Annotated in this window: 16 protein-coding genes; 2 read left to right on the top strand and 14 right to left on the bottom strand. The window is 74.3% G+C overall.

The annotated features are described in order from the left end of the window. Positions 1–61 precede the first annotated feature (61 nt). Positions 62–1096, top strand: a complete 1035-nt coding sequence (locus tag OG455_RS00680; RefSeq protein WP_266289017.1) for a formylglycine-generating enzyme family protein — start codon at positions 62–64, stop codon at positions 1094–1096. Continuing rightward, positions 1093–1689 (top strand): HDIG domain-containing metalloprotein, encoded by a 597-nt coding sequence (locus tag OG455_RS00685; RefSeq protein ID WP_266289018.1) that lies wholly within the window; start codon positions 1093–1095, stop codon positions 1687–1689. Before OG455_RS00680 ends, OG455_RS00685 begins: the two co-directional genes overlap by 4 nt. A gap of 10 nt (positions 1690–1699) precedes the next feature. On the opposite strand, the gene OG455_RS00690 is transcribed toward OG455_RS00685, so the two are convergent. The 14 genes from OG455_RS00690 to hypE all read right to left on the bottom strand — a co-directional run bounded on the left by OG455_RS00690 (position 1700) and on the right by hypE (position 20346). Continuing rightward, the gene (locus OG455_RS00690) at positions 1700–2386 is read right to left on the bottom strand and encodes a pyridoxamine 5'-phosphate oxidase family protein (protein WP_266289019.1); all 687 of its coding nucleotides are present in this window, start codon (positions 2384–2386) and stop codon (positions 1700–1702) included. Positions 2387–2515: 129 nt separating this feature from the next. Continuing rightward, complete coding sequence (locus OG455_RS00695) at positions 2516–2890, bottom strand: DUF4440 domain-containing protein (protein ID WP_266289021.1); 375 nt, start codon at positions 2888–2890, stop codon at positions 2516–2518. Beyond that, positions 2887–3288 carry a muconolactone Delta-isomerase family protein gene (locus OG455_RS00700; protein ID WP_323185369.1) on the bottom strand — a complete coding sequence of 134 codons (402 nt, stop codon included), beginning with the start codon at positions 3286–3288 and terminating at the stop codon, positions 2887–2889. The genes OG455_RS00695 and OG455_RS00700 overlap by 4 nt, the downstream gene beginning before the upstream one ends. Before the next feature lie 149 nt (positions 3289–3437). Continuing rightward, a complete protein-coding gene (locus OG455_RS00705; protein WP_266289022.1) occupies positions 3438–4784 on the bottom strand; it encodes a M48 family metallopeptidase in 1347 nt (448 codons plus the stop codon). Between the two features lie 217 nt (positions 4785–5001). After that, positions 5002–6411: an aspartate aminotransferase family protein gene (locus OG455_RS00710; RefSeq protein ID WP_266289023.1), complete on the bottom strand. Its 1410-nt coding sequence runs from the start codon at positions 6409–6411 to the stop codon at positions 5002–5004. Continuing rightward, entirely contained in the window at positions 6411–7823 is a 1413-nt protein-coding gene (locus OG455_RS00715) for a methylaspartate mutase (protein WP_266289024.1), read from the bottom strand. The genes OG455_RS00710 and OG455_RS00715 overlap by 1 nt, the downstream gene beginning before the upstream one ends. Then, positions 7816–8259, bottom strand: a complete 444-nt coding sequence (locus OG455_RS00720) for a cobalamin-dependent protein (RefSeq protein WP_266289025.1) — start codon at positions 8257–8259, stop codon at positions 7816–7818. Before OG455_RS00720 ends, OG455_RS00715 begins: the two co-directional genes overlap by 8 nt. Before the next feature lie 108 nt (positions 8260–8367). Further along, the gene (locus OG455_RS00725; protein WP_266289026.1) at positions 8368–9585 is read right to left on the bottom strand and encodes a fatty acid desaturase; all 1218 of its coding nucleotides are present in this window, start codon (positions 9583–9585) and stop codon (positions 8368–8370) included. Positions 9586–9627: 42 nt separating this feature from the next. After that, positions 9628–11244, bottom strand: coding sequence for an aminotransferase class V-fold PLP-dependent enzyme (locus OG455_RS00730; RefSeq protein ID WP_266289028.1), 1617 nt, complete (start codon positions 11242–11244; stop codon positions 9628–9630). Between the two features lie 266 nt (positions 11245–11510). Continuing rightward, the gene (locus tag OG455_RS00735; RefSeq protein ID WP_266289030.1) at positions 11511–12866 is read right to left on the bottom strand and encodes an MFS transporter; all 1356 of its coding nucleotides are present in this window, start codon (positions 12864–12866) and stop codon (positions 11511–11513) included. Beyond that, positions 12863–15481 carry an ATP-grasp domain-containing protein gene (locus tag OG455_RS00740; RefSeq protein WP_266289032.1) on the bottom strand — a complete coding sequence of 873 codons (2619 nt, stop codon included), beginning with the start codon at positions 15479–15481 and terminating at the stop codon, positions 12863–12865. The genes OG455_RS00735 and OG455_RS00740 overlap by 4 nt, the downstream gene beginning before the upstream one ends. A 56-nt stretch (positions 15482–15537) precedes the next feature. Beyond that, positions 15538–16833, bottom strand: coding sequence for an acetyl-CoA carboxylase biotin carboxylase subunit family protein (locus OG455_RS00745; RefSeq protein ID WP_266289034.1), 1296 nt, complete (start codon positions 16831–16833; stop codon positions 15538–15540). Next, positions 16830–19304: a carbamoyltransferase HypF gene (gene hypF, locus OG455_RS00750; RefSeq protein ID WP_266289036.1), complete on the bottom strand. Its 2475-nt coding sequence runs from the start codon at positions 19302–19304 to the stop codon at positions 16830–16832. Before hypF ends, OG455_RS00745 begins: the two co-directional genes overlap by 4 nt. Before the next feature lie 16 nt (positions 19305–19320). Continuing rightward, positions 19321–20346 carry a hydrogenase expression/formation protein HypE gene (gene hypE, locus OG455_RS00755; RefSeq protein ID WP_266289038.1) on the bottom strand — a complete coding sequence of 342 codons (1026 nt, stop codon included), beginning with the start codon at positions 20344–20346 and terminating at the stop codon, positions 19321–19323. Positions 20347–20355 lie beyond the last annotated feature (9 nt).

Here is a 20355-nt window from a genome sequence, read left to right on the forward strand (position 1 = left end):
GACCCCCGCACACGCACACGCACACGCACTCGCACTCGCACTCGCCGTCCTCGGAGGAAGCATGTCCCACCCGCCGGCCCCCTGCTGCACCCCCTCGCGCGGCACCGCGGCGCCCCTGCTGCCCGCACCCGCGCCGCCCCCGCGCGCGGGCGGCTCCACGGACGGCATGGTCCTGCTGCCCGGTGGCGAGTTCCTCATGGGCACCGAGGACGACGCCGGCTTCCCCGGGGACGGCGAGGGCCCGGTGCGCCGGGTGCGGCTGGACCCGTTCCTGATCGACACCCGCGCGGTCAGCAACGAGCAGTTCGCCGCCTTCGTCGCCGACACCGGCTACCGCACCGAGGCCGAGCGCCTGGGCTGGTCGTACGTCTTCGCCGGGTTCCTCCCGGCCGCGCTACGGCGCACGGCGGCCCGGGTGGAGCGGACCCCCTGGTGGTGCGCCGTGGCCGGGGCCGCCTGGGACCGGCCCGAGGGCGGGGGCAGCGACGTGGCCGACCGCGGCGACCACCCGGTCGTCCACATCTCCTGGCACGACGCCGACGCCTACGCCCGCTGGGCCGGCAAGCGCCTGCCCACCGAGGCGGAGTGGGAGTACGCGGCCCGCGGCGGCCTGGAGCAGGCCCGCTACCCGTGGGGCGACGAGCTCGACCCCGGCGGCACCTACCGCTGCAACATCTGGCGCGGCACCTTCCCCAGCCGCAACACGGCCGCGGACGGCTACCGCGGCACCGCCCCGGTCGACGCCTTCGAGCCCAACGGGTACGGCCTCTACAACACGGCCGGCAACGTCTGGGAGTGGTGCGCCGACTGGTGGACCACCGACCATCCGGTGGCCCGCCCGCTGAGCAATATCAGCAGCCCCAGCAGCCCTGGCACCCCCAGCAGCCTCAGCAACCCCAGCGGTCCCGCCGGTGGCACGGCCAAGGTCATCCGCGGCGGCTCCCACCTGTGCCACCGCTCCTACTGCAACCGCTACCGGGTCGCCGCCCGCAGCGCCAACACCCCCGACAGCTCCAGCGGGCACGCCGGCTTCCGCTGCGCGCGCACCGCGACCCGGTCCGCGCGGCTCACGGTGGTTGCTACGCTGCCCCGGTGATCCTCCCGACGGCCGACGAGATACGCGCCCTGCACGAACGGCACGCCCCCTCGCCCGAGGCGCTGGAGCTGGTGCTCACCCACTGCGAGATCGTCTGCGGGATCGCCGAGCAGCTCATGGCGGCCACCGCCCTCTCGTTCGACGCCGAACTGGTGCGGGCCGGCGCCCTGCTCCACGACATCGGCGTCTACCGCCTCTACGACCGGGCGGGGCGGCTCGACCACGGCTCCTACATCCGCCACGGCGTGCTCGGCCACGAGATCCTGCGCGAGGAGGGCTTCCCCGAGCGCCTGCGCCGCTTCTGCTCCTGCCACACGGGAGTCGGACTCAGCCGCGGCGACATCCGCGCGCAGCGGTTGGACCTGCCCGAGGGGGACTACCTGGCCGAGACGGTGGAGGAGCAACTGGTGATGTACGCGGACAAGTTCCACAGCAAGACCACGCCGCCCACCTTCCTGAGCGCCGACTCCTACGCCGCGTACGTGGCGCGGTTCGGCCCGGCGAAGGTCGACGCGTTCGAGCTGCTGCGCGCCAGGTTCGGCGAACCCGACCTGGCGCCCGCCATCGCGCGCCACGGCCACCACCAGGTCTGAGGCGCCGGGCTCAGGGGGTCCGTACGGCGCGCCCGGTGACCCGGGTGGGGTTGATCCGCACCCACAGCTCGCGCCGCCCGCCCGCCCAGGGCTCCACCGCGGTCAGCTCCGTCAGCCGCCGCACGGCCTCGGGCTCGGTGATGTGCTCGACCGTCCCGACCACCAGGACGCTCCACCCCTGCCGGCGCGCCTGGTCGACCTGGTCGACCTCGAAGGCCACCTCGCTGCCCTCGACGGCCGCCGTCACCGTGCCCGCGGCCGTCCGGTAGATGATCGCCCCGGCGAGGACGGTGTAGTTGACCGGCAGCACGGCGGGCCCCTCCGGGGTGGCGAGCCCCACCCGGCCGACCCCGTGCGTACCGAGCCGGGCCCGCGACTCCTCGGCCTGGAGCCTGCGGAGCCGGGCTCGCGGTCCGGCGGTGTCCTCGCCGGGCGGGTCCTCGGGGCGGGCCGCCAGCAGGTCCTCGGGAGTGGTCTCCAGGGCGGCTGCCAGGCGCTGGAGGCCGCCGGCGTCGAAGTCCCCGCCGAGCTCGGTCAGCAGCCGCAGGTACCGCGGGGCCATGCCGGCCCGGGTCGCCAGCTCGTCGTAGTCGAGCCCGAGCTGCCCGCGACGCTGGTCCACCCGCGCGGCGAGGTCGCCGGAGCCGGTCACCGGCGCGGCGTCCGGGCCGCCGGTCGGCGTGTTGTGCTCGTTCACGGCTGTCCACCTCCTCCTCCCGAGGATGTCACCGTGCGCCGGTGCTCGCCCCCGCACCCGACAGCGCGCAGGCCCAGCGGCTCGCGCTGTCCCGGGTCGAGCTCGCGGATCCGCACCCGGTGATCGGGCTCACTCCAGCCGGGAGACCTGGTAGAGGCCGATCCGCCAGCCATCGCCGGTCCGCTTCAGCAGGACGCTCAGGAGGACGCCGAGCACGGGCCGGTCGGTGAAGGAGAAGTCGACGGCCAGGTAGCCGAGCACCAGGTCCTCGGCCGGCCGCCTGGTCTCCAGGACGCGGTACGCGGCCGTCATCCCCGCCGGCTGGGAGGCGTAGTAGTCAGCGACGCCCTGGCGGCCGACGCTGTACGGGTGCAGGCCCTGGAAGATGGCGTCCTCGGTGAAGAGGGCGGCGACGCGCCGGGGTTCGTGCGCGTCCACGGCCGCGCGCCACCGGTCGAGCACCTCGCGCAGGACGGCTTCCTCGCTCGGCGCCGGGCCGCTCATCGGGGCGCCTCCCCGCGCGCCGCGCCCGACCCGTGCGCGCCGCCCGCGCTGCCCGAGCCGCCCGCGCTGCCCGAGCCGCCCGAGCCGCCCGAGCTGCCCGAGCCCTCCGAGCTGCCCGGGTCACTCGGATGCGGGGAGAGCGGCGTCACGGTGTCGTGCCGCCACACGCGCAGCGGCATCGAGGCGAGCACCCGCTCCAGTTGCTCGGCGTCCTCGGCGCGGAACAGGCCCCAGGTGCGCCACTCACCGGGGGCCAGCGGCGGGCGCCACAGCCGAAGCAGGCTGCCCTCGGCGGCCAACTCCCCTGCCCGCGCCGCCTCCCGGGTCCGGATCTCGGCGACCGCCTGCTCGGACGTGCCCTGCGGAACGCTGGTCACCATGTCGACCAGGAACTCCACGGCTTCCTCACCTCACCCCATCGCACCCGGCGCCGGCCGCGCCCGGTTGCCGCAACCATCGCCGACCGGCGCCGCGAATCCGCTCAGGCACACGGTGGTTCACCCGATGGGGTGGGCGGCGGCCGCCCTCCGGGCGCGGGCGCGGATCGTCAGATCCCCAGCAGCAGGATCGCGGTGCGCCAGCGGGCGTCCTCCAACTCGGCGTGGACGGCGGGCCAGTCGACCGCGTCGGCGGCCACCGCCGCCGGCTGCTCGGGGCGCCCGGCCTGCAGCTGGAGCCGCAGGTGGGTCGGCGGGTGCCAGGCGTCGACGGCCACCGCGCGCCGAGCGGCCAGTCGGCGCCGGCGCTCGCGCTCGATGTCCGGCACGGTGTCCAGGTATCCGGCCAGGCCGCTCCAGAGTGCCTCCGCCAGGTCGGCCGGGCGGGCCGCCCTGCCGTGGCCGACCAAAGCCCGCTGCTGGCGCAGGTAGGCGGTGGCGCTCTCGTCCAGGAAGAGCATGTCGAGCATCGCCACGGTAGCCCTGGAGGAGCCGGCCCGGGCGGCCAGGTCGTCCGCCCTGAACTCGGCCTCCTGGCTGCCCGACAGGGTCAGCCGGCGCAGCACCGACCGGGCCAGCCGCACGGGCTGGGCGCAGAGCAGCAGTACCCGGACGGTGAGGCCTTCGAGCATCGCCTTCTGCGCGGTGGCGTTGACCTGCCGCATCACACCGCCGGCGGGCACCGCGTCGTACTGGCGCAGGTCGTCGAACTGGGCCGACCTCAACTCGTCGCCGTGGCCCGGCATCAGCAGGCCGTACCAGGCGTCCAGGGTGTCGAGCGCGAGCCGCAGCCACAGGCCACGGCGCGGGTCCCGGTTGCCGCCGTGGGCCAACTCCTGGCCCAGCAGGGCGATCCGCTCCTGGGGGGTGAGCACCGTCCAGAGCGCCATGCCGATGGTGAGTTCGACCTCCTGACGCACCCCCAGCCGGGCGTACCCGGTGCGGTAGCCGGACTGCACCCGGATCCGGTCCGCCCGGCGCACGCCCAGCTCCCCGGCGATCCGGTCGGTCAGCGCGTACAGCTGCGGGGCCGCCTCGCGGGACACCTCCTCCGCGTCGTCGGGCCGCCGCCCGCCGCCGAGCCGCGGGCGCAGCAGGTACGCCAGGCCCAGGCCGGTCACCCCGAGCAGGATGAAGAGCAGGTTGCCGGTCAGCAGCAGCCAGACCGAGCAGGCCACGACCGCCAGGGTCACCAGGTGGACCAGTGCGGCCAGCGCCGACGCCGCCACCTCCCTGGCGCTCCACCGCCCGCTGTTCGCGGCCTTGGCGGCCGACCGCGCGTGGCTCCGCTCGGCCAGTGCCCGCTCCCGCGCGCGGCGGCGCGCCGTGCGGGGGCTCTCGGGCGGCTCGGTGCCCAGGTTCCACTCACAGGACGGACACCACTCGGTGAACCGGGGGTCCGAGTCGAACGCCGCACCGCAGTCGGGGCAGGTGCGCGTGGTTATGGAGGCAGTCACGGGCCCTGATGATGCCACTCCCACCCCCGTTCCTCCACACTCCCGCCCGGGGACCAGCACAGTCCCCCGCCGACGGCGGACGCCCCGACGGCCCGACGCGGCATCATCAGGAGCCGCGGGTCGGGGCGTCGGGGCGTCGGGCTGCCGGGGCGGCGGGCTGCCGGGGCGGCGGGCTGCCGGGGCGTCGGGCTGCCGGGGCGTCGGGGCGAGGTGGTGGTCAGTCGACGTGCCGGTCGGCGGCCGCCAGCGCCTCGTCGAGGATCTCCAGTCCCTGGCGGGCCTCGTCGTCGGTGATGTTGCACGGCGGCACGACGTGGATGCGGTTGTAGTTGTACACCGGCCACATGCCGCGCTCCTTGCAGGCGGCCACCACCTCGTCCACCGGCCGGGTCTCGGCGCCGGCGGCCGCGTAGGGCACGAGCATCTCGCGGCTCTCCCGGTCGCGCACCAACTCCACCGCCCAGAAGACGCCCAGGCCGCGGACCTCGCCGACCGAGGGGTGGCGCTCGGCGATCTCGCGCAGGCCGGGACCGATCACGTCCTCGCCGATCCGGGCGGCGTTCTCGACGATGCCCTCCTCCTTCATCGCGGTGATGGTGGCCACCGCGGCGGCGCAGGCGAGCGGGTGCCCGGAGTAGGTGAGCCCGCCGGGGTAGGCCACCTCGCGGAAGGTTTCGAGGATCGGGTCCGAGATGACCACGCCGCCCAGCGGCACGTAGCCGGAGTTGACGCCCTTGGCGAAGGTGATCAGGTCGGGGGTGACGCCCCAGTGGTCGACGGCGAACCACTCGCCGGCCCGCCCGAAGCCGGACATCACCTCGTCGGCGATGAAGACGATGCCGTACTTGTCGCAGAGCGCGCGCACGCCCGCGAGGTAGCCGGGCGGCGGCACCAGGATGCCGGCGGTGCCCACGATCGTCTCCAGCAGGATGGCGGCGATGGTCGAGGGGCCCTCGAAGGCGATCACCTGCTCCAGGTGGGCCAGCGCGCGGGCGGACTCCTCGGCCTCGGTGGTGGCGTGGAAGTGCGAGCGGTAGAGGTAGGGCCCGAAGAAGTGGGCGACGTTGCCGGAGGCGCTGCCGGAGCGCTCGTTGGCCCAGCGGCGCGGGTCGCCGGTGAGGCTGATCGCGGTCGAGGTGCCGCCGTGGTAGGAGCGGTAGGTGGAGAGCACCTTGGGCCGCCCGGTGTGCATCCGGGCCATCCGCACGGCGTGCTCGTTGGCGTCGGCGCCGCCGTTGGTGAAGAAGACGTGGTTCAGGTCGCCGGGGGCCAGCTCGGCGATCAGACGGGCCGCCTCGCCGCGCTTGTCGTTGGCGAAGGTGGAGGCGATCATGCAGATCCGGTCGGCCTGCTCCTTGATCGCGGCGACCACCTTGGGGTGGGCGTGGCCGATGTTCAGGTTGATGAACTGGGAGGAGAAGTCGAGGTAGCGCTTGCCCTCGTAGTCCCAGAAGTGGCGGCCCGCGGCGCCCGCCACCGGGATGGGGTTCACCGCGCCCTGGGCGGCCCAGGAGTGGAACAGGTGCGCGCGGTCCTCGGCGAACACCCGCTGTCCCTCCACCGGGTCCGGGGTGAAGTCGGGCTGCGGAGCGGGCAGGTGATCGGTCGTCGGCTGATCGGTCGTCATCAGAACCTCGATGGGGTGTCGGAGCGCGTGCGGTAGGGCGCGCGGGTCAGGGACTGGCTCTCTTTTTCCAGGAAGTAGTGGATGTCCGCGGTGGCCGCCTCGATCAGCGAGCGCGGCCGGTCGCCGTCCACCTCGCGCAGCAGCGCGGCGTGCCGCGCGAGCACCGGGCGGGAGAACGGCAGCGCACCGCGGTCGGCGTAGCGGATGGCGCCCGTGCGGTCGCGACGCGGCACCACCTGGGAGCGTGCGTGGATGCTGGCGCTGAACGGGATGTCCAGGCGCCCGGCGGCGAAGGCCGCCTCGATCGCGGGCAGCAGCTCGCCGTGCGCGAGCACCGGCTCGACGAGTTCCGCGACCTCCCGCTCGATCCAGTGCTGCTCCTCGGCCACCCGGGACTCGTCGATCCGCACGAAGTCGAGCAGCTCCGAGGCGCCCAGGGCCGCGGCCCGGATCCCGGCGGCGTTCGCCGCGGCGTCCGGGATGCCGTAGGCCTCCTGCCCTGTCTTGCTGACCACCTTGGCCGCCCCGCCCAGCCGGGCCAGCAGACCGCCCTGGAGGATCAGCAGGTTGGCGTACTCGGGGGTGCGCGGGAAGACGCCCATGAACTCGTGCAGCACCGGGAAGACCTCGACGGCGGGGTCCAGGTAGCGGGCGGCCAGCGTGCGCACCGCCCGCAGGGCGGCCACGTCCTGGTGGAGCTCGCCGCCCTGCGGGTACGCCACGGAGAGGCAGCGCACCCCCTCGCGGGCGGCGGCCACGGCCTCCAGGACGGTGACCGCCAGGCTGATCGAGGGCGGCATCAGCACCGCGGTCAGGGTGCCGAACAGCTCGCGGTCGATGACCACGCCGGCCGTGGCGAGCACCCCGCAGAGCGCGTCCACCTGCTGCCAGGCGCGCAGCGAGCGGGCCAGCGGGACGTCCTTGGAGTACGGCAGGTTGTAGCCGATGCCGCCGCCCTCGTAGGAGGTGATGCCGGCGGCCAGCGCCACGGCGAACAGGTCGCGCCCGTCCGGTGAGCCGTGCCGCACCTCCAGCGGCACGGTGACCGCCTCGGTGAGCTCGCGCCCGCGCTGCCAGCCGTGCGAGACCAGCGGGTAGCCGTTCAGGTCGGCGGGGCGGCGGCGCAGCAGCTCGGTGGCGGTGTCGAAGCGGCGCAGCCGGGTGTGCGAGTCGATCGTCACCGAGAGGATGCCGGGGCCGGCCGGCTCCAACTCGCCCAGCAGCGCCAGCATCTCGCGCTGACCGCCGACCCCGCAGCGCGGCTGGACCACCGGCCGGCCCTCGCCGGCCGCGGCGCGCAGCACCGCCACGGCGGGCAGCGGCCGAGCCGCGAGGTGGCCCAGGATGTCGTCCCAGGGCGGCAGTTCGGCCGCCACCAGCGGGTCGAGTTCGAGTCCGTGCAGATCAACCATGCTGGAGCTCGGCCACCTTGGCGGCGTGCAGCGTGTCGAGCAGGGGCAGCAGCGCGTCGGCGTCGGGCAGCAGGTGGTCGACGCCGAGGTCGAGCAGCCGCCGCCGGTCGGCCTCGCTCTTGCGGCTGCCGACCGAGAGGTTGCCGCCGACGATCACCGGGCAGCGCAGGCGGCCGGCGGCACGCAGCTCGGGCAGCGCGCGCAGGTCCTGGTGGGCGTGGCCGTTGAGGCTGCCGATCAGCACCGCCTCGGCGCCGGGGTGGCGCTGGTGCGCGTCGGCGAAGTCGGCCAGCGGCGTGCACACGCCGAGGTTCACCACGGTGAAGCCGTGCTCCCGCAGGTGCATGGCGATCAGGTGGTTGGCGACGGCGTGCGAGTCGCTCTCGGCCACGCCCAGGATGACCAGGCGGCCGCTCCGTGCGGGCAGCGGGTTCATGGGCGCCCTCTCGCTTTCGGTGGGTGGGCTGGTGGGGGTGGTGCGGGCGGGGGGGGTGGGAGGGTGGTGCGGGCGGGGGGGGTGGGAGGGTGGTGCGGGCGGGGGGTCTCAGTCCTCGAAGGCCGCGAAGAGCTCGCGGTGGTTGACCTGGGCCAGCCGGTCGGGGTGGTACACCGCCGGGTCGGCGGCGCGCAGCGAGTCGAAGACCAGGTCGATGGCCGCGACCAGGCCCCAGACGTGGTGGTACGCGGGCCAGCCGCGGTGGCCGCCGCGGTGGTCCTCCTCGCGGGCGAAGAGGTAGTTGGCCCAGTCCCGGCTCATCGGGGCCCGGTGGTGGAAGTCGTGCACCACCGTGTCGCCGGTGAGCACCAGGTAGCGCGCCGGGAAGTGGACCAGCAGCATCCGGCTCCACCAGCGCGCCCAGGCCGCGGCCCGCCGCACCGGCGGCAGACCGGGCGGCGGCGCGCTCTCGCCCAGGAAGATGGCGTTGGTCAGGCTCGCGAAGTACTCCTTGCCCCGCCGCACCTCCTGGTCGGGCGCGGGGAAGGTGTGCTTCACGCAGAGCCGCAGGGTGTTGCTGACCTGGTAGAGCAGGGTCATCGGGAACACCCAGGCCAGCAGCACGAAGAGCCACAGGTGCAGCCAGGTCGCCAGCGCGGTCACCAGCACCAGGGCGGCCGCGGTGCCGGCCCGCCAGGCCGGCTCGGCCGCGTGGAAGTAGGAGCGGACGCGGGCGGCCGTGAAGCGGGCGTGGAAGAGCGGGGAGACGGTCTTGCCCAGCATCCGCCGCCACATCTGACGGCGGGTCATGCCGGGGCGCAGCTCCAGGCTCACCAGGAAGGCCTGCACGGTGGGGTCGCGCAGCGTCATGTGGTGCAGGGCGTGGTGGTCGCTGACGTGCTCGGCGCTGTAGCGGCCGAAGTCCTGGATCATCAGCAGCGCCGCGATGGCCTTGCCCAGGGCGACGTCGCGCCCGCGCCGCCCCCACATGTTCAGGTGGGCGCACTGGTGGTAGATCATCATCCGCAGGTTCCGGGCGCCGTGCAGGGTCAGCGCCCAGCCCAGCGGCAGTAGGAGCAGCGGCGGCCGGGCGCCGGCTGTCAGCGCGAGCGCGCCGGTGGCCAGTCCCGCGGTCATGGACAGCAGGGCGTTCACCAGGTGCCAGGTCGGCGTGTAACCGGTCCGCCGCTGGCCGGCGTGCGGACGGCCGGTCAGCAGCGTCAACGGCAGCGCGAACAGGCCGGGCAGCCGCCGCATGGATTCGCGGACGGGGTCGTCCGCGAGGGCGCGGCTCGGTGGCGCGGGCGGGTGGTGCACCTCAGGCATCGCCGATCTCTCTCCCCGGTGTGGTCGGTTGCGCCGCGCGGCTCAGGCGCCGGTCGCCGCGGCTGCCGGTTCGGCTGCCGACTCGGCTGCCGACGCAGCTTCCGGGTCGGCTGCCGGCTCGGTGGCCAGCTCGGCGGCCAGCTCGGTGGCCAGCTCGGCGGCCAGCTCGGCGGCCAGGGCGAGCAGGTCGTCGAGGATCGCGTCGAGCTGCCCGGTGGTGGTCTCCGGGTTGAGCAGCATCAGCTTGAGGAAGACCCGGCTGCCGCCGTCCTCGTGCGGGATGTGGGTGCGGGCCAGCAGGGCCGAGCCCTGCTCCATCACCCGGCGCCGCAGCGCGCCGTTGAAGGCGTCGGCGTCCAGCGAGCCGGTCGGCAGGTAGCGGAAGAGTACGGCGGTGAGCGGCGGTTCGGTGCCCAGCTCCAGGCGCGGTTCGGCCGCGATCCGGGCGGCGGCGTGCTTGGCCAGGTCGTGGCAGGTGTCCACCATCGCGGCCACCGCCTCCCGGCCCAGGGTGCGCATGGAGACCGCGATCTTCAGCGCGTCGACCCGGCGGGTGGTCTGCAGCGAGGTGTTCTGCGAACCGATGTAGCCCGCGCAGGTGTCGTCGTCGGCACTGAGGCAGGTGGTGGGCTGCAGGCCGAAGGAGAGCATGGTCTCGGCGCGGCGCACCAGCAGCGCGGCGGAGGAGGCGGGGGTCCAGCCGAACTTGTGCAGGTCCATGGTGACGGAGTCGGCCAGCTCCAGACCCGCGAGCATCGGGCGCAGCCGGGGCGAGAAGAGCGCGCCGGCCCCGTAGGCGGCGTCGGCGTGCAGCCAGACACCGTGCCGGCGGGCGATGGCGGCCAGTTCGGGCAGCGGGTCGACGATGCCGAGGTCGGTCGAGCCGGCCACCGCGACCAGGGCGACGGCCAGTTGGCCCTCGGGCAGCTCGGTGAGGATCCGGTCGGCCTCCTCGGGGATCATCCGCCCGTGCTTGTCGATCGGCACGGTGACGATGTTCGCCTCGCCGATGCCGAGCAGCCGCACGGCCCGCTCGATGGAGAAGTGGACGCCCTGCGGGCAGAGCACCACGGGCTGCACGCCCAGGCTCAGCAGGCCCTCCTGGAAGGCGTGCCGGCCGAGCTTGTCGGCGATCGTGGTGTCGCGGGCCATCGTCATGGCCATCAGGTTCGAGACGCTGCCGCCGGAGGTGAGCGTGCCACCGGCCTCCTCGCTGTCGTAGCCGACCAGTTCGGCGAGCTGCGCGATCACCCAGCGGTCCAGCTCCAGCGCGAACGGCCCGCTCTCCCAGGCGTGCAGGGACTGGTTGAGGATCGCGCCGACCAGCTCGGCGGCGGCGGCCACATCGGTGGGCGGGGGCTGCATCCGGGCCAGCGCGGCCGGGTGGGTGATGTCGACCGACCACTGGGCGTAGGAGCGCACGAGGTCGGCCAGGACCTCGGCGCCCTCGCCGCCGTGCTCGGGCAGCAGCGGTGCGGCGAGCGCGTGGCGCGCCGCGGTCCTGGCACCCTCCGGGCCACCCGGGGCGACCGGGCCGAGCCGGGCCGCGGAGACCTCCCGCAGGACGTCCAGGGCGGTGTTGACCAGGCTGCGCACGCTCTCCAGGCCGGCGGGGGTTCCGGCGGGCTGGTACAGCGGGCCGGGCGCGGTCGTGCTCACGAGTGCTCTCCTAGCGGGGCTTGGGGCGGGAGGGGGCTTTGGCGGGAACGGGGTGACGGGGTGACGGGGTGACGGGCGGGGACGGGGGGACGGGCGGGGACGGGCGGGCGGTCAGGCGGGTCGCGATGGTGTCCGACGGCCGGCGGATGACAGATGACAGATGACGAAATCTGTCATCCGATACCTGACAGCCGCTATCCGCCAGCCGTCATCCGTTGGACGGTCGACCATGTGGCGATGAACGATCACAGGTGACGAGATCGGGCTCACCCCCGCGCGACGGCCTCCGCCTCGGCAGCAGCAAGCTGGTGCGGCAAGTCGGTCGGGAAGTCCTTCAATCGCGGCACCGGCGAGAAGGCCACCCAGAGCAGCGCCAGGACGAACCCGGCGGCGGTGAGGAAGAGCGTGGTCCGCAGGCCGACGGCGTCGCCCAGCGTGCCGCCGAGCAGCGCACCCAGCGGCAGCGGCCCCCAGGCGACGAACCGGCAGCCGGCGTTGACCCGCCCGAGCAGGTGGTCGGGCGTGATCACCTGACGCAGGCTCACCACGTGAATGGTCGACATGGTCGAGCCCAGGCCGCACAGCGCGAAGGCGGCGACGTACAGCGCGTACGACAGCACACCCCGGCCGGGCGCGAGCGGCACCAGCACCGGAGCGCAGCAGCAGAGCACCAGCTCCAGCATGATCGCCCGACCCAGGCCGAGCCGTTCCTTGAGCCGGCCCGCCCCCACCGCGCCGACCAGCGAGCCCAGCGCGCCGATGCCCAGCACCAGCCCGATGGTGCCCGGACTCATGTCGAGCCGGCGGGCCGCGTAGAGCACGAAGACCGTCTGCAGCGACATCCAGCACAGGTTGTAGGTTCCGGCCTCCAGCGCGATGGCGCGGATGGAGGCGTTGCCGAAGACCACCCGCAGCCCCTCGCTGATGCTGCGCGCGGTGGAGAGCGGCACCTCGGGCCGGGCCGGCTCGGGCTCCGGGCGCCGGATCGCGGCCAGCCCGGCGACCGAGACCAGGTAGGTGCCGCAGTTGACGAGCAGCGCCAGCGGGGCGGTGATCCAGCCGATCAGCAGGCCGGCCAGTCCGGGCCCGCCGACCTGCGCGATCGAACTGCTCACCGAGAGCTTGCTGTTGCCCTCGACCAGGTGCTCGCGGTCGACCAGCGAGGGCAGGTAGGACTGGTAGGAGATGTCGAAGAGCACCGTCAGGGTGCCGATCGCCAGGCTCGCCAGGTAGAGGTAGCCGATGTGCAGCACGCCGAGCGCGGCGCACAGCGGCACGCCGGCCACCAGCAGGGCGCGGCCCAGGTTGGCGGAGATCATCAGCGGTCGGCGCCGGCGGCGGTCCACCCAGACGCCGATGAAGAGCGTCGCGCCCAGGAACGGCGCGTAGTTCGCCGCGTTGAGCAGTCCCAACTGGGTCGAGCTGGCGTGCAGTTGGTAGACCGCCGCGAGCGGCAGGGCCAGCTGGGTGACCTGGGCGCCCATCAGTGAGACGGACTCCCCCGCCCAGAGCTTGAGGAAGTCGCGCTCGCGCCACAGGCCGGTGAAGCGAGGACCGGTGGAGCGGGAACCCGAGCGGCGCAGGCCCCAGCGGCGGGCCCCGGCGGGGCGGCCACGGCTCATGCCGCTCCCCCGCTGGGCTCCTCGACGTGGAAGCAGCAGCCGATCTGGGCGCCGTTGGACATGCTGACGATGCCCACCTCGGGGTCCGGCGTCCCGCGCACCAGCATGCCCGCGTAGGACGAGCCGACCATCAGCACGCCGTAGGCGACCACCATCTGCTCGAAGCCCTGGCCGCTGTCGCTGACGAACCGCTCGGCGACCGGCAGCACCCGCTCCTGGACCACGAACGGCCCGTCGACGGCGCCGCGGACGTGCGCCTCCCACTCCTGCTGCCCGACCGTCCAGCCGGGGACGACCCCCACCCCGCCGTAGAGCAGGGTGGGCTTGAGCGCCAGGCCGTCCTTGTGCGCCAACGCGTAGTCGAGCACGTCGACCTGCTCGCCCCGGCGCTCGGCCCGCTCCGCGCGCAGGAAGCGGGTCCACGGCAGGATCCGCTCGATCAGCGCGTGCTCCTCGGCGCCGAAGGCCGCGCGGTTGCGCTCGTCGCTGAGCATCGCCAGGCTGCCCTTGTTGCCGTACAGCTCGCAGTCGAGCCCGGCGAACAGGTAGGTGTGGCCGCGCTCGACGGCGTCCAGCAGCGGGTCGACCAGGTCGTGGCTGCGCTGCTCGTCGGCCATCTCGCCGGGCAGGAAGATCCGGTAGACCACGTCCACCTTGCGCCCGTGGACGTACGGGACGCCGTCGCGGTAGTCGAACTCGGCGAGCGAGCAGACCACGGTGTCGAAGCCGTTGCGCAGCCAGTCGGGGACCACGAAGTCCAGCCAGGGCTTGGTCTTCTCGTAGCCGTCGGGCCACTCGGTCAGGGCCAGCACCGGGCGGGCGGGCAGCTCGAAGCCGGCGGCGGCCGCACCGGCGCGCAGCACCTCGGCGATCCGGGCGATCGGGTCCGGGTGGACCAGGTGCTCGGCGTCGGCGAAGGCCCGGAAGGCGCGGTCCTCGCGGACCGTGCGGGCGAACTCGCCCATCTGCCAACCACCCAGTGAGCTACCGGTGTTGAGTTCCATGAGCTTGAAGCCGGCCGGCTCGCGGTACATGTCGGCGCGGGACATCGCGGGCATCGTGGCACCGGCCCCGCGCATCACCAGGTCGATCTGGGTGGGCGTCATGCCGACGGCCTTGGCGAAGGCCCGCCGGTCGCCCGAGAAGAGCCGGTCGGGGATGGTGGTGAGCAGCTCGAAGAGCCCGTTGAGGTCCGCCTCCAGGCGCAGCCGGTCGGCGGTGGCCAGCAGCACCGGGCGGTTGAGCGACTGACCGCCGCCCGCGCCGTAGCGGATCCAGTCGTTGCGCACCCCGGGCACGGTCATGCTCCCCAGGCCCCGGTCCAGCGCCAGGTAGCGGCGGGTGACCGGGTTCTCCAGCAGCGCGCCGAGCCCCCGCAGCGGCGAGCCGGCCAGCACCGGCAGGACCTGCGCCTCGGCGGCGTCCAGTGCGGTGGTGCAGGCGGCCGGGGAGTCGGCCACCGCGATCAGGGCGGCGGTGCGCGGGGTGAGCGCCTTGGGCGGCAGCAGCAGCTCGGTACCGGGCCCGGCCAGTGGCACCACCTCGGCGATGCCGGGGACCTCGGCGGCCGCGCCCAACTCCAGGCGCTCCAGCACCCCGTCATGCGGCGGGTAGAGGAAGCGCACCTCGGCCCACCGGTCCTGGGCCGGGCGCGGCTCGGGCCGGGCGCCGAAGGCGAGCGCGGCGGCGGCCAGCGGCAGGTCGAACCCACTGCCCAGGGCGCCGACGTGCGGGATCAGGTCGCCGCCGAGGCGGCCGTTGAGCTCGATCAGCCGCGGCCCGCGGTCGGTCAGCCGGATCTCGGTGTGGGTCACGCCCAGCTCGATGCCCAGCGCCCGGTGCGCGGCCTTGACCAGCTCCTCGACCGGGCCTGCCCACGGCTCGTGGCGCCAGGGACCCACCAGGTGGCCGACCTCCTCGAAGCCCGGGTCGAAGCCCAGCCGCTTGCGGGCGACGAAGACCGGCTCGGCCTCGCCCTCGAAGACCCAGCTGTCGATGCTGATCTCGGGCCCGTCGAGGTACTCCTCCACCAGCACGCCGGCGGCGACCCGCAGCCCCGGCAGCTCGGTGGCGGCCACCCGCGGGTAGCGCAGCGCCAGTTCGGCGGCCGAGCGCACCACCGTGACACCCATGCTGCCGGCCAGCGCGCGCGGCTTGAGCACCACCGGGTAGCCGACCTCGGCGGCCGCCTCGGCGGCCTGCTCGGCGGTGTGCACCAGGCGGTGCCGCACGGCGGGCAGGCCTGCGCGGTCCAGCAGGGCGCGGGTGGTGGCCTTGTCGCGGCAGGCGGCCGCCGCCGCGGCGGACAGGTGCGGCAGGCCCAACTGCCCTGCCACCTCGGCGGTGGCGATCAGCGAGAGCTCGTCCCAGGTGTAGATCCCGGCGCTGACCCCGGCGTCGGCCGCCTCGGCGAGCAGTTCCTCGACGGCGGTCCGCAGCGCGGCGGGGTCCGTGGTGTCGGCGATGCGGTGCGCCGAGACGTGGCGCTCCTCCCAGGTCAGCGGGGCGGACGTGACCAGGGCCAGGTCGTACTCCTGGGCCAGCGAGGCCATCGCGTACTCCCGGTAGGCCCGCAGCCTGCTGCCCACCACTATGAGACGGTTCCTGTCGCGCATCGGGTGCTCCCCGCTTCCTCTCGTCGTTCTTCGTGCTGCCGACCTGGGTCGGGAGTTCAGCCGGGCAGGGCCTCGCAGCGCACCCGGAAGCTGGTCGCGGTCTCGACGATCGCGGCCTCCACCTCGCGGCCGGTGGCGCCCTGGAACCGGAACCGGGCGGCGACGTGCTCGTAGCCGCCGACCTTGGGGATCACGGTCCCCGGCACCGGCACCACCCGCGCGTAGGGCCCATCGCCCGCCGTGGCCCCGCCGGTGGCCCCGCCCGTGGCGCCGGCCGCGCACCGGGCCTCCAGCACCCGGCACGGCGGTGCGACCGGCAGCGGCAGCAGCAGCCAGCCGGCCGTCCGGGTCGGCGGCAGCGCCGGAGCGGCGGGCGTGCGGTCCAACTGGATGTCCACCGCGGCCGCCATCAGGTCGAAGCCGTGCACCTCGCGCCAGACGAACGGGATCTCCGCGCCGCCCACCCGCGCGCCCGCCTCCAGGAAGGTGAGCAGCGGCGCACCGTCGGGGCCGGCGTTGACGAAGACCTCCAGGTGGAACACCCAGGGCTCGCCGTCGCCCAGCGCCGCCGCCACCTCGGTGGTGAACCGCTCGATCGGCGCCAGCAGTTCGGCGTCGTCGACCTCCACCGAACCGAGGAACGCGCCCTCGGTGAACTCGCGGCAGCTGTTGACGTAGCGCGAGGCCCGCCAGGGCCCCAACCGCTCGCCGGTCCACAGGCCGTCCAGGTGGAAGACCGGGGCCGGCACGAAGGACTGCACCAGGTGCGGCTCCGCACCCAACGCGCCCTGCAGCCGGGCCAGTTCCCCGGCGCCGTCGAGCACGACGACACCGCGGCTCGCGGTGCCGCGGCGCGGCTTGAGCACCACCGGCCAGCCGTGCCGCTCGGCGAAGGCGAGCACCGCGGCGGCGTCGGGCGCGTCCGCGTAGGCGGGCACCCGCACGCCGGCCCGGTCGGCCGCGGCGACCATCACCAGCTTGTCCCGGAAGCGCGCCAGGTCGGCGGTCTGCTGCCCGGGCAGGCCGAGTTCGGTGCGCAGCGCGGCGGCCGTGTCGAGGTCGCCCTCGTTGAGCGCCACCAGCCGCCGCACCGGCCCCAGTCGGCCGGTCAGCTCCGCCACCGCGCCCCTGACCTCGGCCTGCGCGTCGGTGGCGGAGACCACCAGGACGGCGGCCGCCTCGGGCGGCACCGAGCCGCGCGCCAGCTCGGTGGTCACGTAACTGACCCGCAGCGCCCGGTGGTCGAGGTACTCCGCGTAGCGCGCGTGCCGGTCGCGCCAGCGGTGCAGGACGACGATGTGCGCGCCCTGTTCGTCGTCGACGGTGCTGCCGCCCGGGCCGGCGCCGGTCATCGGTCGGCCTGCTTCAGCCGGTCGGCCTGCGCCAACAGGTCGGTCTGCGTCAGTCGTTCGGCCTGCGCCAACAGGTCGGCCTGCTTCAGCCGAGCGTCGGCGACCGCGATCTGGCCCAGCGCGATGCCGCCGTCGTTGGTCGGCACCTGCTGCTGGCAGTAGGCGTCGAAGCCCGCCCTGCGCAGCTCCACCAGACAGTTGACCAGCAGGAACTCGTTCAGGAACACGCCGCCGGAGAGGACCACCTGCGAGCCGGCGCCGGCGCCCCGCTCGGCGCGCACCGCCTGGCAGCGCTCGACCACCAGGTCGACCACCGCGGAGTGGAACCGGCGGGCGATCACGGCCGGCTCCACGCCGGCCGCGAGGTCGGCGGCCAGCGCGCGCACCACGGGCCGCGGGTCGATCTCGGTGGCGGCCTCGGCAGGTGCGGCAGCCCCAGCCGGCGTACTGCCCTCGCCAGGTACGGCACCGAAGCGGTAGCGCTCCGCGGCCGGCGCCATCGCGAGGTCCCGCTCCAGCAGGCCCTCCAGCTCGATCGGGCCCTGCGCCTCGTACTCGGCGTGCGTGGTGACCGCGAGCAGCGCCGCGACGCCGTCGAACAGGCGCCCCATGCTGGAGGCGAGCGGAGCGTTGACGCCGCGCCGGGCCATGGTGGCGAAGACGTGCAGTTGCTGCTCGCCGAGCCGCTCCAGCACCGGGAAGGCCGCGACGGCCTCGGCGGTGCCGCCCAGCGCGTCCAGTGCCAGGGCCAGACCCGTCCTGATCGGCTCGTGCACGGCCCGGTCGCCGCCCAGCAGCGGCACCGGCCGCAGGTGCGCCGCCCGGCGCACCTCGCGGTAGTCGCCGAGCAGGAACTCGCCGCCCCAGGTGGTGCCGTCCTCGCCGTAGCCGGCCCCGTCGAAGACCACGCCGATGGTCTCGCCGGTCAGGCGGTTCTCGGCCATGCAGGAGGCCATGTGCGCGTGGTGGTGCTGCACCCGCAGCACCTGGCCGAAGGCGCCGCCCTGCTCCTTGAGGGCGAAGCGGGTGGCGCGGAACTGCGGGTGCAGGTCCACGGCCGCGTGGCGCGGCGCCAGGTCGTGCAGGGCCGCCAGGTGCTGGACGGTCTCGCGGTGCGAGGCGAAGGTCTCGTCGTTCTTCAGGTCGCCGATGTGCTGGCTGACGTAGACCCGCGAGCCGGCGGCCAGCGCCACCGTCGTCTTGAGCTCGGCGCCGTAGGCGACCAAGGGCGCCAGTTCGAAGCCGAGTTCGACGGGGTAGGGCGCGTAGCCGCGGGCCCGGCGCAGGAAGCTCACCAGCGGGTCGGCCAGCTCGGGGTGCTCGGAGTAGCGCACCAGCGAGTCGTCGACCCGGGTCTCGATGTCCCGGTCGTTGAAGAGGATCAGGTCGGCCACCGCGAAGAGCTGCGCGAGCGCCTCCTCGTTGCGGTGCACGATCGGGTAGCCGGAGATGTTGCCGCTGGTCATCACCAGCGCGTCCAGGCCCTCGTGGTCGACCAGCAGGTGGTGCTGGGGGGCCGAGGGCAGCATCACCCCGAGGTTGGGGTTGCGCGGGGCGATCGCCTCCGGCAGCGCCCCGGCCCGCTTGCGCAGCAGCACGATCGGGCGGGCCGGCGAGTTCAGCAACGCGGCTTCCGCGGAGCGGACATGGACGAAGCGCTCGGCCGCGGCCAGGTCCCGGGCGAGCACCGCGAACGGCTTGGAGTCGCGCCGCTTGCGCGAGCGCAGCCGGGCCACGGCCTGCTCGTCGTGCGCGTCCACCGCCAGGTGGAAGCCGCCGACGCTCTTGACCGCGACGATCAGGCCCTCGCGCAGCGCGGCCGCCGCGGCGGCGAGCGCCGCCTCGCCCTCGGACCGCCCGCCGTCGGGAGCGGCCAGCAGCAGCCTCGGCCCACAGTCGGCACAGGCGTTGGGCTGGGCGTGGTAGCGGCGGTCCAGCGGATCGCGGTACTCCCGCTCGCAGGGCGCGCACATGGTGAAGGCGGCCATCGTGGTGGTCGCCCGGTCGTAGGGCAGCTCGCGGACGATGGAGTACCGCGGGCCGCAGTTGGTGCAGTTGATGAACGGGTAGCGATACCGGCGGTCCGCGGGGTCGCGCAGCTCCCCCAGGCAGTCGGCGCACACGTGGGAGTCGGCCGGCACCACCGTGACCTTGGGGCCGTCGTGCACGCTCTCCCGGATGGTGAAGCCGGCCAACTCCGCCGCGCCGTAGGTGAGTTCCGCCGCCTCCGCGACCCGGACGCCGGTCACCCGCGCCTGCGGCGGCGCCAGGGTGGTCAGCTCCGCGGTGAAGCGCTCCACCGCCTCCGCCGGGCCGGCCACCTCGGTGAGCACGCCCTCGGGGTCGTTGAGCACCCAGCCGGCCAACTCGTGGGTGAGGGCGAGCTTGTAGACGAACGGCCGGAAGCCCACGCCCTGCACCACGCCGGTGACCCGGATCCGCCGGCGGACCGCCGGTTCGCTGGTTCTCATGCCGCTCCGCCTCCGCTCAGCACAGCCGCGGCAGTTCGGAGCCCTGGAGCTCCTCCACCACGGAGTCCCGGCCGTCGGCGTCGCGCATCAGCACGATGCCCTCGGGCGCCTCGGTGACCTCGCCGATCACCACGGCGTCCGCGCCGTAGCGGTGCGAGCGCAGCAGGGCGAGCACCTGCTCCTCGGCGGCGGGGTCCACGAAGAGGGCGACGCAGCCCTCGTTGGCGGCGTGGATCGCGTTGATGCCCAGCATGTCGGTGGCCATCACGGTCTCGAACTGGATGGGCAGCGCGTCCTGTTCGATCCGGATGGTGTGCCCGCCGGCGGCCGCGTACTCGTGCAGCACCGCCGCCAGGCCGCCGCGGGTCACGTCGCGCACCGAACGCACCGCGCCCGGCTCGATGGCACTGAACAGCTCGTCGAGCAGCCCGTTCAGCGGCGCGCAGTCGCTCAGCACGCGCTGCTCGAAGCCGAGCCCCTCGCGGATCGACAGCAGGTGCACGGTGTGGTTGCCGATCGATCCGCTGAGGATCACCCGGTCACCGGGCCGCACGTCGCGCATCCGCAGCGGGGCGCGCTCGAAGACGCCGACGCCCGCGGTGTTGAGGTAGATCTGGTCGGCCTCGCCCTTGCGGACCACCTTGGTGTCGCCGCAGACGATCTGGACGCCGGCCTCCCGGGCCGTCTCCCGGATCGAGGTGAGCACCCGCACCAGCTTGGCGATCGGCAGGCCGGTCTCCAGGATCATGCCGAGCGTCAGGTAGAGCGGCCTGGCGCCCACCACGGCAAGGTCGTTGACGGTGCCGCAGACCGCGATCTTGCCGATGTCGCCGTTGCCGAAGAACGGCGGGTCGACGACGAACGAGTCGGTCGTCATCGCGATCTGTCCGGCGGATATCGGCAGCATGGCGCTGTCCTCCATCTCGCCGATGTACACGTCGCCGAGTGTTTCGACGATCAGGGAGACCAGGTCGTGGCTGAGCTGGGCACCACTGCCGTGGTCGAGAACGACCTCGCCGAGGTCGGTCACCGGGCTTGTCATCTACAGCTC

Source organism: Kitasatospora sp. NBC_01287 (assembly GCF_026340565.1).
Classification (GTDB): domain Bacteria; phylum Actinomycetota; class Actinomycetes; order Streptomycetales; family Streptomycetaceae; genus Kitasatospora.

Excerpts from the sequence above, each read along its gene's own strand:
- OG455_RS00680 (WP_266289017.1), top strand. The coding sequence starts at position 62 with ATGTCCCACCCGCCGGCCCCCTGCTGCACCCCCTCGCGCGGCACCGCG.
- OG455_RS00695 (WP_266289021.1), bottom strand. The coding sequence starts at position 2,890 with ATGAGCGGCCCGGCGCCGAGCGAGGAAGCCGTCCTGCGCGAGGTGCTC.
- OG455_RS00710 (WP_266289023.1), bottom strand. The coding sequence starts at position 6,411 with ATGACGACCGATCAGCCGACGACCGATCACCTGCCCGCTCCGCAGCCC.
- OG455_RS00715 (WP_266289024.1), bottom strand. The coding sequence starts at position 7,823 with ATGGTTGATCTGCACGGACTCGAACTCGACCCGCTGGTGGCGGCCGAA.
- OG455_RS00720 (WP_266289025.1), bottom strand. The coding sequence starts at position 8,259 with ATGAACCCGCTGCCCGCACGGAGCGGCCGCCTGGTCATCCTGGGCGTG.
- OG455_RS00725 (WP_266289026.1), bottom strand. The coding sequence starts at position 9,585 with ATGCCTGAGGTGCACCACCCGCCCGCGCCACCGAGCCGCGCCCTCGCG.
- OG455_RS00735 (WP_266289030.1), bottom strand. The coding sequence starts at position 12,866 with ATGAGCCGTGGCCGCCCCGCCGGGGCCCGCCGCTGGGGCCTGCGCCGC.
- OG455_RS00740 (WP_266289032.1), bottom strand. The coding sequence starts at position 15,481 with ATGCGCGACAGGAACCGTCTCATAGTGGTGGGCAGCAGGCTGCGGGCC.
- OG455_RS00745 (WP_266289034.1), bottom strand. The coding sequence starts at position 16,833 with ATGACCGGCGCCGGCCCGGGCGGCAGCACCGTCGACGACGAACAGGGC.
- hypF (WP_266289036.1), bottom strand. The coding sequence starts at position 19,304 with ATGAGAACCAGCGAACCGGCGGTCCGCCGGCGGATCCGGGTCACCGGC.
- hypE (WP_266289038.1), bottom strand. The coding sequence starts at position 20,346 with ATGACAAGCCCGGTGACCGACCTCGGCGAGGTCGTTCTCGACCACGGC.